Raw genomic sequence first — 12,829 nt, 5'->3', positions numbered from 1 at the left:
CTCACATGGCGCCAGTCATGTGAGTAACGGCAAAATTTCCCGGGCTAGATGGGGCCCCCGGCCCGACGGGTAGGTCGGGCCACCCCCCGAGGGGGTGCGATAACGACGATACGGAGCACGCATGGAACGCGACCAGGCCTCGAAATTCATCAATGACCTGCTGCGCCTGATGGTGTCGCGGCGCGGCTCGGACTTGTTCCTGACCGCGGACTTCCCCCCGGCGATCAAGGTGGACGGCAAGGTCACCAAGGTTTCGCCGCAGCCGCTGACCGGCAACCACACGCTGCAGCTGGCGCGTTCGATCATGAACGACAAGCAGGCCGCCGAGTTCGAGCGCAGCAAGGAGTGCAACTTCGCGATCTCGCCGGCCGGCATCGGGCGCTTTCGAGCCAATGCCTTTTTGCAGCAGGGTCATGTGGGTCTGGTGCTGCGGACGATTCCGGCCACGCTGCCTAGCATCGCCTCGCTGGATCTGCCACCCATCCTGAATGATGTGGTGCAGGCCAAGCGCGGCCTGGTGATCGTGGTGGGCGCCACCGGCTCGGGCAAGAGCACCTCGCTGGCAGCCATGATCGACCACCGCAACGAGAGCACCTACGGCCACATCATCACCGTCGAGGATCCCATCGAGTTCGTGCATCCGCACAAGAACTGCATCGTCACGCAGCGCGAGGTGGGCATCGACACCGACGGCTGGGAGCAGGCGCTGAAGAACACGCTGCGCCAGGCGCCGGACGTGATCCTGATGGGTGAGATCCGCGACCGCGAGACCATGGAGCACGCGGTGGCCTTCGCCGAGACCGGCCACCTGTGCATGGCGACGCTGCACGCCAACAGCGCCAACCAGGCGCTGGACCGCATCATCAACTTCTTCCCCGAAGAGCGCCGCAGCCAGCTGCTGATGGATCTGTCGCTGAACCTGCGCGCGCTGGTTTCTCAGCGCCTCTTGCCGCGCGCTGAAGGCAAGGGCCGCATCGCCGCGGTGGAGATCCTGCTGAATACACCGCTGATTTCGGACCTGATCTTCAAGGGCGAGGTCGGCGAGATCAAGGAAGTGATGAAGCGCTCGCGCGAGCAGGGCATGCAAACCTTCGACCAGGCCTTGTTCGATCTCTATGAACTGGGCAAGGTCAGCTATGAGGACGCTCTGCGCAATGCCGACTCGGTGAACGATCTGCGCCTGCAGATCAAGCTCAACAGCGAGCGCGCCCGCACGGGCGACCTTTCTTCTGGAACCGAACACCTGACCATCGTCTGAGCACTTCCATGAATACCGCAACCGCACGCAGCTACGAATCCATACCTCCGCGCAAAGTGGCTTTCCTCGGCCTCGGCGTGATGGGCCATCCGATGGCCGGCCATCTGGCTCGCGCCGGCCATCAGGTGACGGTCTACAACCGCACCGCTGCCAAGGCCGAGGCCTGGGCGAAGGAGTACGGCGGCGTGGCGGCCGCAACACCGGCCGCTGCCGCAGCGGGCGCCGACATCGTGTTTGCCTGCGTCGGCAATGACGATGATCTGCGCTCGGTGGTGCTGGGTGAGCAGGGCGGCTTTGCCGGCATGAAGTCTGGTGCAGTCTTTGTCGACCACACGACGGCCTCGGCCGAGGTGGCGCGCGAGTTGCACGCCGAAGCGCTCAAGCGCGGCCTGCACTTCATCGACGCGCCGGTCTCGGGCGGCCAGGCCGGTGCGGTCAACGGCGCGCTGACCGTGATGTGCGGTGGAGACGCCGCGCCCTTTGAGCTCATCAAGCCGGTGGCGCTGGCTTTTTCCAAGGCGGTCACCCGGGTGGGTGAGTCAGGTGCAGGGCAACTGGCCAAGATGGTCAACCAGATCTGCATCGCCGGTCTGGTGCAAGGCCTGTCCGAGGCGGTGGCCTTCGGTCAGAAGGCGGGCCTGGACATGAAGCAGGTGCTGGACGTGATCGGCAAGGGCGCCGCACAAAGCTGGCAGATGGACAACCGCGGCAAGACCATGGTGGACGACCAGTTCAACTTCGGTTTCGCGGTGGACTGGATGCGCAAGGACCTGGGCCTGGTGCTGGACGAGGCGCGCCGCAACGGCGCCAAGCTGCCGGTGACGGCCCTGGTGGACCAGTTCTACGCGGACGTGCAGACCCTGGGCGGTGGCCGCTGGGATACGTCCAGCCTGATCAAGCGGCTGAAGTGATTGCCTGAAGAGATGCGCAGGCGCCGACGCGCCTGCGGCGCACTTACTTGGTCGGAGCCGGCTTTGGCGTGATGCGGGCCAGCTCTTCCTCGCTGATCACCTCGAAGGCGCGCACCACGCGTTGCACGCCGCTGATGCCGCGAATGATCTCGCTGGCGCGGCTGGCTTCACGCTCGGTGACGCGGCCCATCAGATAGACCGTGCCTCGCTCGACCACCACGTAGAAGGCGTTGGAGATCAGGTCGCGCGCATCGATCAGGCTGAGCTTGATCTTGCTGGCCAGTGCCACATCGTTGGAACGGCTGGTCAGCGAGCTGTTGCCGGCAATGGCCAATTCGTTCAGCACGCGGCTGACGTTCTCGACCTGCGCGACGGCGCGCTCCACGGCGACACGATCCGCCTCGCTGGGCACCTCGCCGGTCAGCAGCACCAGGCGGTTGTAGCTGTTGACGTTGACATGGACGCGGCTGCCGAACTGCTCGCGCACTCGCGCGCCGCCCTTGAGCTCGATGCCCTGGTCCTCGACCTGGGTGCCCGAGGTGCGTCGGTCGGTGGCCATCAAGGCGCCGCCCACCATCGCGCCGCCGACCATCAACGGAGCGCAGGCCGTGGACATCAGGGCAGCGGCCAGCACGGGCAGCAAGACAAGGGAGCGGCGGGTCGGGTTAGCAGCGGTCATGGAGGGTCCGTTGGGAAGGTAGACGTCGGTGGGCGCATTGCGCCGGTCTGGGTTCATTCGGCCGTGCCCAGCAGTTGGATGTCCAGGGCGTCACACAGGCAGTGTGCCAACAGGCGCTGGGCCTCGGCCACCCGGGCAGCGCGGGACTGAGGAACGCGCAACTGCACATCGGTCTCCAGCAGCAGGCCACGCAGGGCTTCGTCCTGGCTGCCGGTCAGCGCGATGACGCTCATGTCCTGCGCATGCGCGGCGGCAATCAACTCGCCATGGCGGCTGTCGCAGGCCTGGGCTTCGAACAGCAGCAGCAGGTCGCCCGGATGGCCCAGGGTCTGGATCTGGCGCACCAGCGAGGCCGCATCGCCGCTGCCATCGGGATGGGCCAGCGGGTCCAGCGTCCAGGCGGCCAGCCCGGGCCGGTCGCGCTCGAAGCGGCCCACCAGCAGTGCTGCCAGGTAGTGCGCGTCGAGTTGCGACAGGCCCAGCCCGCCGCACAGTACCCGGCCGCCGGCGGTGATGCCGTCCACCAGCATCTGTGCGGCCACGGCCACCGGGCGCGCCAAGCTCTCCGCCGACTGGTACTGTAGGTCGGCGCTCTCGAAAAACTGTTGTTGGATGCGTTGCTCAAGCATGAGGGCGGATCATAAGCGAGCGGGTAAACACTGAGCGGACGGTGTCAGTCTGCGTCAAATGCCGCGCGCAGCCAGCTGATCTGTTCGCCGTCCAGTGCCCGCACATCGAAGCGGCAGGGCGGCGGCTAAGCCTGCTGCAGCAGGTAATGCCGCGCGGCGTAGACCAGACAGCGCTGCTTGGCCGGCGTGACGCTGGCCGCCGCGCCGCCATGCGCGGCATCGCGGCGGGCGCGCATCTCGACGAAGACCAGGGTGCCGTCGTGCTCGCGCAGGATCAGGTCGACCTCGCCGCCACGCGCATGATGTCTGGCGGCGACCCGATAATTGCGCTCGATCAGCTGCAGGCCCTGCTGCTGCAGATAGCGTAAGGCCCGGTCTTCGGCCAGGTCGCCGCGAGACTTTGGAGAGCCCCACTTGAACATCGATGCCTCTCTGCTGGGCGCTGCCGCTGCTGCTGCGGCCGGCGGCCAGCAGTACCCCGCTTCCACGCTGTATGTGGTGGCCACGCCGATCGGCAATCTGGCGGACATCAGCTTGCGGGCGATCCATGTGCTGAATCTGGTCGACGCCGTCGCCTGCGAGGACACGCGGGTCAGCGGCGGGCTGTTGCGCCACCTGGGTTTGCACAAGCCGCTGATTGCGCTGCACCAGCACAACGAGCGCCAGGCCAGCGAGGGCGTGCTGGCGCGGCTGCGCCAGGGCGAGCGGGTGGCCTATGTCAGCGATGCCGGCACGCCGGCGGTGTCTGATCCTGGAGCAGCCTTGGTGATGGCGGTTCAGTCCGGCGGCCTGCGCGTGCTGCCCATTCCAGGGGCCAGCAGCGTGGTCACTGCGCTCAGTGCGGCCGGCGATGCGAAGGCCCAGGGCTTCGAGTTCGTCGGCTTCCTGCCGACCAAGGCTGCCGAGCGGCGCGCCGCAGCTCAGGCTCTGGCTGGCCAGCCACAGAGCATCGTGTTGTTCGAGGCGCCGCACCGGATCAAGGACCTGATCGGACTGTTGGCGGAAGTCTGTCCGACGCAAGACCTGACCCTGTGCCGCGAGCTGACCAAGCAGTTCGAGACCGTGCACACGGCCAAGGTGGCCGAGCTGCCGGCCTGGCTGGCGGCCGATGCTCAGCGCGAGCGCGGTGAATTCGTGCTGGTGCTGCATGCACATGCGGTCAGCGCGCCGGCCGACGCCGAACTCCCGCCCGAGGCCTTGCGGGTGCTGACCGCGCTGTTGGTCGAATTGCCGCTCAAGCAGGCCGTCAGCCTGGCGGCCGAGATCAGCGGCGCGCCGCGCAATGCGCTGTATGACTACGCGCTGACGCAGAAGAAGGCCAGATCCAGCTGAAGCCACCGCGTCCGTCTAGCTTGAAGCCTCCAGACGTTGCTTTGCCGTTGCCATTGAGCCCTGAGCCGCGCTTAAGCTGCCGGCGCGCCCCAGGCCAAAGGCGGGCATGTTGGTGTAAACGCTCTCGTAGCTGCCAGGGCTCGCGGCATAGGTTTCATGCCAGATGCCCACCGATCCGTCGGTGCCCACCGCTTTGTTGAAGGCCGCCCAAGCGGGCAGGTGCTGAGACTGTCGGTTCTTGGCATACGCCAGCAACTGTTCCATGGATCGCCAATACTGCACCAGGATGATGGTGCGCGAGAACCACATTTCGGCGTGGAGCAGGCCCAGATCCGGCTGCGAGTTCAGTTCGCGCAGCATGCGCGGCATGGCGCTGGCCACCGGCCACCATTTGTGGATGAGCCAAGGCTTGTTGATCCGCATGCCGATCAAGAAGACAACGAAGTCGCCATCCAAGCGGGCCGTGAGGCGCTCGCGCAGCACGGGACCGCTCATTCCAAAGCTCCGGTCGTGAGGGCCCCGGTCGGGGCCGACAGCTCCAAGGCTTCCAGGCTGCTGCGCATCGCCGCGACAAGCGGTGTGTGAGCCGGCTCGCCGATCAGTCGGCGCAGTTCGCTGTCGTCCAGCCGATGCGGTTTCTGCCACAGATAGCGCATCTCGGCGATGGCGCTCCAACTGGCGACAAATGGGGATCCGAGGCTGATCATCAGCCACGGCAAGCCGCCTGTCTTCAAAGGGCGACCCCAGGCTTGCTCCAGGGCCTGATGCAAGCCCTTGCCCTCGACTGTGTGGCCGCTGAAGTGCAAGCGTTGGTGCCCGGTGAGTTGCGAGCGGCGTTCGGCCACGCGCACAAAGCACTGAGCCAGATCAGGCAGATAGGCCCAGGCATGCTCCACATCCAGCGGCCCGGGGTAGATCAGCTTGCCTGCCTTGAGCCTGCTGGTGATGGACAGGTCAAACCAGGAGCCGCCCTGTGCACCACCAAAGAAGTCGCCGGCGCGCAACACCACGGAATTCAGGCCCTCCGCGGCGGCCGCCGCCATCCCGGCTTCGATGGCGATGCGGATGCGCGCCTTGCTCGTGTTGCCTTGCTCGGGCGTGTCGGCCCGCAAGAGCGGCGGGAGCTGCTTGCCAAAGTTGTAGACATTGCCCGGCAGCATCAGCAGCGCGCCCAGGCGTAGGGCCAGGTCCTGCGCGGCCCTGGCCAGCGGCAGGGCCAACCGGTCCCACTCTGTGTAGGGCGGGTTGAGGGCATTGATCACCACAGTGGCGCCGCGGGCGGCGCGCAGCAGCTGATCGCTGGCCAAGGCCTCGCAGTTGATGACTTCCACCCCGCTGGTGGCGAGCAGGGCTGCCGGCAGCGGCTTGCGGGTCTGCGCCAGGGTACGCCAGCCGGCATGGGCAAAGGCCAGTGTGAGTTGCTGGCCGAGCCGGCCAGCGGCACCGAGGATGAGGACGGTCTGCTCGTTCATGTCCATTCTCCTTGGATGGGTGCGGGCCGAAAGGCCATCCGCCAAGCGCCGCGCAGAACAAAACGGGGGAAGGTCAGCCATTGCTCCAAGAGGATGCGCTGCACGACGTTGAGTGGGCCGCTGAAGGGCTCGGTGGCTTCGGTTTCACCGGCATGGCCGCGGCCCTTTGCCGCCATCGCGGCCAGCATCAGTCCCGCGCCCAGCAAAGCCCACCACCAGGCCAGGGGCCCGGCCGCCAGCAACAGCCGCACATTGCCCAGCTGACACATCGGCACGGTGAGCAGGTGGATGCGTAGGTTGTGCGGCCTTTGATGGAAGCGGTGGTAGCTGGCGTTCTGGTGCGCGATCAGTTCTCGAAACGTCATGGCTTGCCTGCGGTGGTGAGAGGTGGAGTAAGCAGATGACAAGGGCTTGGTTCGAACTATCGACGAGAGCTCGGACATCCGGAACTGCGTAAACTGAAAGGCCGCTATGCACACATGAATAGGGATGACGAAAACGCTCGACTGGTCGCAGCTGCAGTCCTTTCTGGCCGTGGCCGAGGCGGGCTCGCTGAGCCGGGCCGCGCCCCTGCTGGGCCAGAGCCAGCCCAGCCTGAGCCGCCAGTTGGCAAGCCTGGAGGCCAGCGTGGGTCAGGCTCTGTTCGAGCGCCACAGCCGCGGCCTGACGCTCACAGCGGCCGGGCGTGCGCTCTTGCCGGCGGCGCGCCGCATGCGCGAGGGCGCGCAAGACCTGTCCCTGGCCGTGGCGGCCCAAGGACAGCAGTTGGCCGGCACGGTGCGCCTGACCGCCAGTGAAATCGTCAGCGCCTACTTTCTTCCCGAACTGCTGGCGGGACTGCGCCGCCAGCATCCCGAGATCCAGCTTGAGCTGGTGGCCAGCAACGAGGTGGAAAACCTTTTGGAACGCAGTGCCGACATCGCCCTGCGCATGGTCCGGCCGGCGCAGGGCATGCTGGTGGCGCGTAAGCTGGGTGATTGGCCTCTGGGCATGTTTGCGCATCGCCGCTACCTTGATCGCATGGGCATGCCCACGCGCGACACCATGGCCGATCATGAATGGCTGGGCTATGACCGCTCGGATCAGATGCTGCGCGGCTTTGCGGCAGCGGGCTTCCAGGTCGGCCCCGAGTTTTTTGGCCTGCGCTGCGATCATCAGGTCGTGTTGTGGGAGGCCGTGCGCGCCGGCATGGGCATAGGCATTGGCCTGAAGGCGCTGGCGGCACGCGATGCCGATCTGGTGCAGGTGTTGCCCGAGCTGGAGATCCCGCCGCTGCCGCTGTGGCTGACGGCGCACCGCGAGTTGCGCGACACGCCGCGCCTGCGACTGGTCTTCGATGCCATTGCCTTGGCCTGGGGTACAGCCTGACTCCTACAATCAAGCGCATGATTTCTGTCGAACCCACCCTGGCCCGTCTCGCGACGGCCCGCAGCCAGCTGCTGGAGCCCTTCGGCCTTACCGAGGCCACGCTGGCCCAGGCCCTGCGGCTGATCACCGAGCATCGCGTCGATGATGCGGACCTCTACTTCCAGACCACGCGCGCCGAGGGCTGGAGCCTGGAGGAAGGCATCGTCAAGAGCGGCAGCTTCTCGATCGACCAGGGCGTGGGTGTGCGCGCGGTGGCGGGCGAGAAGACCGCCTTTGCCTACTCGGACGACATCTCCGAGGCCGCGCTACTGGATGCGGCCCGCACCGTGCGCTCCATCGCGGCCGCTGGGCAGAGCAAGCGCGTCAAGGTGCCGGCGCAAAGCGTGGTGGCGGCCAGCCGCAGCCTCTACGGCGAGGCCGACCCGATTGCCAGCCTGGACAGCACCGAGAAGGTGGCGATGCTGGAGCGCGCCGAGCGCATGGCACGTGCCAAGGACCCGCGCGTGGCGCAGGTGATGGCCGGCCTGGCGGCTGAACATGAGGTGGTGCTGATTGCCCGCGCCGATGGCACGCTGGCAGCTGATGTGCGTCCGCTGGTGCGCCTCTCCATCACCGTGATCGCCGAGCAGAACGGCCGGCGCGAGATCGGCAGTGGCGGTGGCGGTGGCCGCTTCGGCCTGGCCTACTTCAGTGACGAGATGATTGCCAGCTATGTGGAGCAGGCGGTCTCGGCCGCGCTGACCAATCTGGAATCGCGCCCGGCCCCGGCTGGCGAGATGACCGTGGTGCTGGGCCCGGGCTGGCCCGGCGTGCTGCTGCACGAGGCTGTGGGCCACGGCCTGGAAGGCGACTTCAACCGCAAGGGGTCGTCGACCTTCGCCGGTTGCATCGGCCAGCGGGTCGCGGCCAAGGGCGTGACGGTGCTGGACGACGGCACGCTGCCCGACCGCCGTGGATCACTGAACATCGACGACGAGGGCTGCGCGTCGCAGCGCAATGTGCTGATCGAGGACGGCATCCTCAAGGGCTATATCCAGGACGCGATGAACGCGCGCTTGATGAAGACCGCTCCAACCGGCAACGGCCGGCGCGAGAGCTATGCCCATGTGCCGATGCCGCGCATGACCAACACCTACATGCTTGGCGGCGACAAGGCACCTGAGGAAATCATCGCCAGCATCAAGAAGGGGCTGTACGCCACCAACTTCGGTGGCGGGCAGGTGGATATCACATCCGGCAAGTTTGTCTTCTCCGCCAGCGAAGCCTACTGGGTTGAAGACGGCAAGATCCAGTATCCGGTCAAGGGCGCGACCCTCATCGGCAACGGCCCGGATGCGCTGACCCGCGTCTCGATGATCGGCAACGATATGCGCTTGGACACTGGGGTTGGCGTGTGTGGCAAGGAAGGTCAGAGCGTGCCGGTGGGCGTGGGACAGCCGACCTTGCGCATCGATGGCCTGACGGTCGGCGGCACTGCCTGACGCCTGGATCGCGCGGCTCCGGCGCTGACGCTGGGCCGCAACAGGCGCGTTGACGGGGGCTGCGGCCCCCGTGCTACATTCAAAACCATGCGTTCCCAAGCCAAGTCCTACTTTGCTTTCTTTTTTTGGTTCTCGCACCGCACCGGCGGAGGAGAGGCGAGCGCGTAAGCAAGAGCATCAAGCGCAACGAATCTCTAAGAACCGCCGGGTCTCCCCCGGCGGTTTTTTTTTGGCTGCGCATCCCACACCCAAGAGCAACAGAAAAGAGTCGAGCCCATGAATGCCAAGACCACCGCCCAGCACCAGGCCGAACGTTGGTACTCGCCGCAGGACAAGACCAGCGAGACCGATGACCAGCGCATCCGCGACATCACGCCCTTGCCGCCGCCTGAGCATCTGATCCGCTTCTTCCCGATCAGCGGCACGCCGATGGAGGGGCTGATCAGCAAGACCCGGAACCGCATCCGCGACATCATGCAGCGCAAGGACGACCGCCTGCTGGTGATCATCGGCCCCTGCTCGATCCATGACCCGGCGGCGGCGCTTGAGTACGCGCGCCGGCTGACGGTGCAACGCGACAAGTATGCCGACACGCTGGAGATCGTGATGCGTGTCTACTTCGAGAAGCCGCGCACCACGGTGGGGTGGAAGGGGCTGATAAACGACCCGTATCTCGATGAGAGCTACCGCATCGACGAAGGGCTGCGCATCGCGCGCCAACTGCTGCTGGAGATCAACCGGCTGGGCATGCCGGCGGGCAGCGAGTTCCTCGATGTGATCTCGCCACAGTACATCGGCGACCTGATCTCCTGGGGCGCAATCGGTGCCCGCACGACCGAGAGTCAGGTGCACCGCGAGCTAGCCTCGGGCCTGTCGGCGCCGATAGGCTTCAAGAATGGCACTGACGGCAATATCAAGATCGCCACCGACGCGATCCAAGCCGCAGCGCGCCCGCACCATTTCCTGTCGGTGCACAAGAACGGCCAGGTGGCGATCGTCGAGACCAAGGGCAACAAGGATTGCCACGTGATCCTGCGCGGCGGCAAGGCGCCCAACTACGACGCAGACAGCGTGGCCGCAGCCTGCAAGGACCTGGCGGCGGCCAAGCTGGACACCACGCTGATGGTGGACTGCTCGCATGCCAACAGCAGCAAGCAGCACCAACGCCAGCTCGACGTGGCGCGCGACATTGCCGGGCAGATCAAGGCCGGCAGCAAGAGTGTCTTCGGCGTGATGGTGGAAAGCCACCTGCACGACGGCGCGCAGAAGTTCACGCCTGGCAAAGACGATCCGGCCAAGCTGGAGTTCGGCAAGAGCATCACCGATGCCTGCCTGGGTTGGGATGATTCGCTGGAGGTGCTGGAGGAACTGAGCCAGGCTGTCCGGGCTGCGCGCGGCTGAGCCACAATCAGGCAAGCACAGAAGGAGCAAGGCATGCGCAGCGAAGTCAAAGTTGTGTTCGGTCCGGATCAGGAGTTCAATCTGGTGGTTGACGCCGCCGAGGTGCTCAGTTTCGACGCTGCCCGCCGCTGGCTGGATGAGCAGTTCGTCAAGTACGGCTGCGAGCCCCTACGAGGCTCGGGCAAGGTGCTGATTGCCGACAAGATCCTGGCGGTTGCCGCAGCGCTCGGCCCTGAAGCCTTTGCTGATGCGGCAGTTTCTCTGGACTATGCGCGGGCAGCCAGCGGTGCGCTCAGCAAGGCGCTGGTCCGGGTCGACATCCCCAAGCTCAGCCTGTCCTACTGAGCCCTCTTGAACTGCGCCGCAGCGCCCCAAAGTCCGGGGCGCTAGCGGCGCTTTGCCGCCGACTGATAAACGCAATTCGATCCGATACGCTCAAGCCATGGACAAGCAAACTCATTCCTTTCAGGCCGAGGTCAAGCAGATCCTGCACCTGGTCACCCATTCCCTGTATTCCAACAAGGAGATCTTCCTGCGTGAGCTGGTCTCCAACGCTTCGGATGCTTGCGACAAGTTGCGCTTCGAGGCGCTGGACAAGGCCGAGCTGTTCGAGGATCAGCCGAACCTGGAGGTGCGGGTAAGCTTTGACGCCGAGCAGCAGACGGTCACCATCAGCGACAACGGCATCGGCATGAGCGCCGAGGAGGCGATTGCGCATCTGGGCACGATTGCCAAGAGCGGCACGCGCGAGTTCATGGCCAAGCTGGAAGGCGATCAGAAGAAGGACGCCAACCTGATCGGCCAGTTCGGCGTGGGCTTTTATTCCGGCTTCATCGTGGCTGATCGGATCACGGTCGAGACGCGTCGGGCCGGCTTGCCGGCGGAGGCGGGGGTGCGCTGGAGCTCCGAGGGCACCGGGGATTTCGAGGTCGAGACCATCAGCAAGCCAGGCCGCGGCACCGATGTGATCCTGCATCTGCGCGAGGGCGAGGACGAGTTCCTCAAGACCTGGCGCCTGAAGTCGGTGATCAGCAAGTACTCGGACCACATCTCCCTGCCCATCCTGATGCGCAAGGAGGAGTGGAATGCCGAGACCAGCGAGCAGAAGTTGACTGACGAGTGGGAGCCGGTCAACAAAGCTTCGGCGCTGTGGGCGCGCAGCAAGAGCGAGGTCACGCCGGAGGAATATGAAGCTTTCTACAAGCAGATCAGCTACGACAGCGAGGCGCCGCTGTCCTACACGCATAACCGCGTGGAAGGCCGTAGCGAGTACACCCAGCTGCTCTTCATCCCAAAGAAGGCCCCGTTCGACCTTTGGAACCGCGACAAGCGCGGCGGCGTCAAGCTGTATGTGAAGCGCGTCTTCATCATGGACGACGCCGAAGCGCTGATGCCGGTGTATCTACGCTTCGTCAAGGGCGTGATCGATTCGGCTGACCTCCCGTTGAACGTCAGTCGCGAGTTGCTGCAGGAAAGCCGTGACGTGAAGGCGATCCGGGAAGGCTCGACCAAGCGCGTGCTTTCGATGCTGGAGTCGCTGGCCGACAGCGAAGATGCAGCAGAACGCGAAAAGTACGCGTCCTTCTGGAAGGACTTCGGCTCGGTACTCAAGGAAGGTGTCGGCGAGGATCACCAGAACCAGGAGCGCCTGGCCAAGCTACTGCGCTTTGCCAGCACGGAGTCTGACGAAGGCGTGAGCTTCTCTGACTATGTGTCGCGCATGAAGGAAGGCCAGGAACCGATCTACTACATCACCGCCGATTCCCTGGCGGCCGCCAAGAACAGCCCGCAGCTGGAGATATTCCGCAAGAAGGGCATCGAGGTGCTGCTGCTGACCGACCGGGTGGACGAGTGGATGCTCTCGCACCTCTACGAGTTCGATGGCAAGCCGCTGCAGTCGGTGGCCAAGGGCGCCGTCGACCTGGGCAAGCTGCAGGACGAGGAAGAGAAGAAGAAGGCCGAGGAAGCCGCCGAGGCCTTCAAACCGGTGCTGGAGCGCCTGAAGGAAGCGCTGAAGGCGCGCGCCAAGGACGTGCGGGTGACCACGCGTCTGGTGGATTCACCGGCCTGCATCGTCGTCGAGGAAGGCGATATGAGCGGTCATCTGGCACGTCTGCTGAAGCAGGCCGGACAGGCCGCGCCGGCCTCGCTGCCGACGCTGGAGATCAACGCCGAGCATGCGCTGGTGAAGAAGCTCGAGTCCAGCGCGCATTTCGACGATCTGGCGCAGGTGCTGTTCGATCAGGCGGTGCTGGCCGAAGGCGGTAGCCTGGAGGATCCGGCGGCCTACGTGAAACG

The 12,829-nt window shown here is 65.5% G+C and carries 13 protein-coding genes and 1 pseudogene; 8 read left to right on the top strand and 6 right to left on the bottom strand.

Features of this window, described 5'->3' with window-relative positions; all coding sequences use genetic code 11:
- The first annotated feature begins 121 nt into the window (after positions 1 to 121).
- Positions 122 to 1,258: a PilT/PilU family type 4a pilus ATPase gene (locus tag ACIQ67_RS10485; RefSeq protein ID WP_397534316.1), complete on the top strand. Its 1,137-nt coding sequence runs from the start codon at positions 122 to 124 to the stop codon at positions 1,256 to 1,258.
- A gap of 8 nt (positions 1,259 to 1,266) precedes the next feature.
- The gene (locus ACIQ67_RS10480) at positions 1,267 to 2,169 is read left to right on the top strand and encodes an NAD(P)-dependent oxidoreductase (protein WP_397534315.1); all 903 of its coding nucleotides are present in this window, start codon (positions 1,267 to 1,269) and stop codon (positions 2,167 to 2,169) included.
- A gap of 43 nt (positions 2,170 to 2,212) precedes the next feature.
- Here ACIQ67_RS10480 and ACIQ67_RS10475 read toward each other — a convergent pair whose 3' ends face one another.
- The 3 genes and pseudogenes from ACIQ67_RS10475 to ACIQ67_RS10465 all read right to left on the bottom strand — a co-directional run bounded on the left by ACIQ67_RS10475 (position 2,213) and on the right by ACIQ67_RS10465 (position 3,899).
- A complete protein-coding gene (locus ACIQ67_RS10475; protein WP_397534314.1) occupies positions 2,213 to 2,848 on the bottom strand; it encodes a BON domain-containing protein in 636 nt (211 codons plus the stop codon).
- Positions 2,849 to 2,901: 53 nt separating this feature from the next.
- Positions 2,902 to 3,477 carry an SIS domain-containing protein gene (locus ACIQ67_RS10470; protein WP_397534313.1) on the bottom strand — a complete coding sequence of 192 codons (576 nt, stop codon included), beginning with the start codon at positions 3,475 to 3,477 and terminating at the stop codon, positions 2,902 to 2,904.
- A gap of 44 nt (positions 3,478 to 3,521) precedes the next feature.
- Positions 3,522 to 3,899 (bottom strand): annotated as a pseudogene (locus ACIQ67_RS10465) (YraN family protein).
- On the opposite strand from ACIQ67_RS10465, the gene rsmI reads away from it, so the two are divergent.
- Positions 3,892 to 4,809, top strand: coding sequence for a 16S rRNA (cytidine(1402)-2'-O)-methyltransferase (gene rsmI / locus ACIQ67_RS10460; RefSeq protein WP_397534312.1), 918 nt, complete (start codon positions 3,892 to 3,894; stop codon positions 4,807 to 4,809). The pseudogene ACIQ67_RS10465 and the gene rsmI sit on opposite strands and share 8 nt — an antisense overlap.
- A 15-nt stretch (positions 4,810 to 4,824) precedes the next feature.
- Here the strand turns inward: rsmI and ACIQ67_RS10455 are convergent, their stop codons facing one another.
- From ACIQ67_RS10455 to ACIQ67_RS10445, 3 genes are read right to left on the bottom strand one after another with little or no spacing between them, the layout of a single operon-like run.
- A complete protein-coding gene (locus ACIQ67_RS10455) occupies positions 4,825 to 5,292 on the bottom strand; it encodes a DUF4188 domain-containing protein (protein ID WP_397534311.1) in 468 nt (155 codons plus the stop codon).
- Between the two features lie 8 nt (positions 5,293 to 5,300).
- Complete coding sequence (locus ACIQ67_RS10450) at positions 5,301 to 6,281, bottom strand: NmrA family NAD(P)-binding protein (protein ID WP_397534310.1); 981 nt, start codon at positions 6,279 to 6,281, stop codon at positions 5,301 to 5,303.
- Complete coding sequence (locus tag ACIQ67_RS10445; protein ID WP_397534309.1) at positions 6,278 to 6,646, bottom strand: terminase; 369 nt, start codon at positions 6,644 to 6,646, stop codon at positions 6,278 to 6,280. The genes ACIQ67_RS10450 and ACIQ67_RS10445 overlap by 4 nt, the downstream gene beginning before the upstream one ends.
- A gap of 124 nt (positions 6,647 to 6,770) precedes the next feature.
- Between ACIQ67_RS10445 and ACIQ67_RS10440 the strand changes: the two genes are divergently transcribed.
- From ACIQ67_RS10440 to htpG, 5 genes are all read left to right on the top strand, one after another.
- Positions 6,771 to 7,649, top strand: coding sequence for a LysR family transcriptional regulator (locus ACIQ67_RS10440; RefSeq protein ID WP_397534308.1), 879 nt, complete (start codon positions 6,771 to 6,773; stop codon positions 7,647 to 7,649).
- Between the two features lie 17 nt (positions 7,650 to 7,666).
- Positions 7,667 to 9,130: a metalloprotease TldD gene (tldD, locus tag ACIQ67_RS10435; RefSeq protein ID WP_397534307.1), complete on the top strand. Its 1,464-nt coding sequence runs from the start codon at positions 7,667 to 7,669 to the stop codon at positions 9,128 to 9,130.
- 276 nt (positions 9,131 to 9,406) lie between these two features.
- A complete protein-coding gene (locus tag ACIQ67_RS10430) occupies positions 9,407 to 10,531 on the top strand; it encodes a 3-deoxy-7-phosphoheptulonate synthase (RefSeq protein WP_397534306.1) in 1,125 nt (374 codons plus the stop codon).
- A gap of 33 nt (positions 10,532 to 10,564) precedes the next feature.
- Positions 10,565 to 10,876 carry a hypothetical protein gene (locus ACIQ67_RS10425; RefSeq protein ID WP_397534305.1) on the top strand — a complete coding sequence of 104 codons (312 nt, stop codon included), beginning with the start codon at positions 10,565 to 10,567 and terminating at the stop codon, positions 10,874 to 10,876.
- A 97-nt stretch (positions 10,877 to 10,973) separates the two neighbouring features.
- On the top strand, positions 10,974 to 12,829 hold a 1,856-nt coding region (htpG, locus tag ACIQ67_RS10420), incomplete at its 3' end, for a molecular chaperone HtpG (protein ID WP_397534304.1).

The sequence above is a fragment of the Roseateles sp. genome (assembly GCF_044373315.1).
Taxonomy (GTDB): domain Bacteria; phylum Pseudomonadota; class Gammaproteobacteria; order Burkholderiales; family Burkholderiaceae_C; genus JACDQM01.
This window is presented reverse-complemented; position numbering and strand designations above follow the sequence as displayed.

Excerpts from the sequence above, each read along its gene's own strand:
- ACIQ67_RS10485 (WP_397534316.1), top strand. The coding sequence starts at position 122 with ATGGAACGCGACCAGGCCTCGAAATTCATCAATGACCTGCTGCGCCTG.
- ACIQ67_RS10480 (WP_397534315.1), top strand. The coding sequence starts at position 1,267 with ATGAATACCGCAACCGCACGCAGCTACGAATCCATACCTCCGCGCAAA.
- ACIQ67_RS10475 (WP_397534314.1), bottom strand. The coding sequence starts at position 2,848 with ATGACCGCTGCTAACCCGACCCGCCGCTCCCTTGTCTTGCTGCCCGTG.
- ACIQ67_RS10470 (WP_397534313.1), bottom strand. The coding sequence starts at position 3,477 with ATGCTTGAGCAACGCATCCAACAACAGTTTTTCGAGAGCGCCGACCTA.
- ACIQ67_RS10450 (WP_397534310.1), bottom strand. The coding sequence starts at position 6,281 with ATGAACGAGCAGACCGTCCTCATCCTCGGTGCCGCTGGCCGGCTCGGC.
- ACIQ67_RS10445 (WP_397534309.1), bottom strand. The coding sequence starts at position 6,646 with ATGACGTTTCGAGAACTGATCGCGCACCAGAACGCCAGCTACCACCGC.
- ACIQ67_RS10440 (WP_397534308.1), top strand. The coding sequence starts at position 6,771 with ATGACGAAAACGCTCGACTGGTCGCAGCTGCAGTCCTTTCTGGCCGTG.
- tldD (WP_397534307.1), top strand. The coding sequence starts at position 7,667 with ATGATTTCTGTCGAACCCACCCTGGCCCGTCTCGCGACGGCCCGCAGC.
- ACIQ67_RS10430 (WP_397534306.1), top strand. The coding sequence starts at position 9,407 with ATGAATGCCAAGACCACCGCCCAGCACCAGGCCGAACGTTGGTACTCG.
- ACIQ67_RS10425 (WP_397534305.1), top strand. The coding sequence starts at position 10,565 with ATGCGCAGCGAAGTCAAAGTTGTGTTCGGTCCGGATCAGGAGTTCAAT.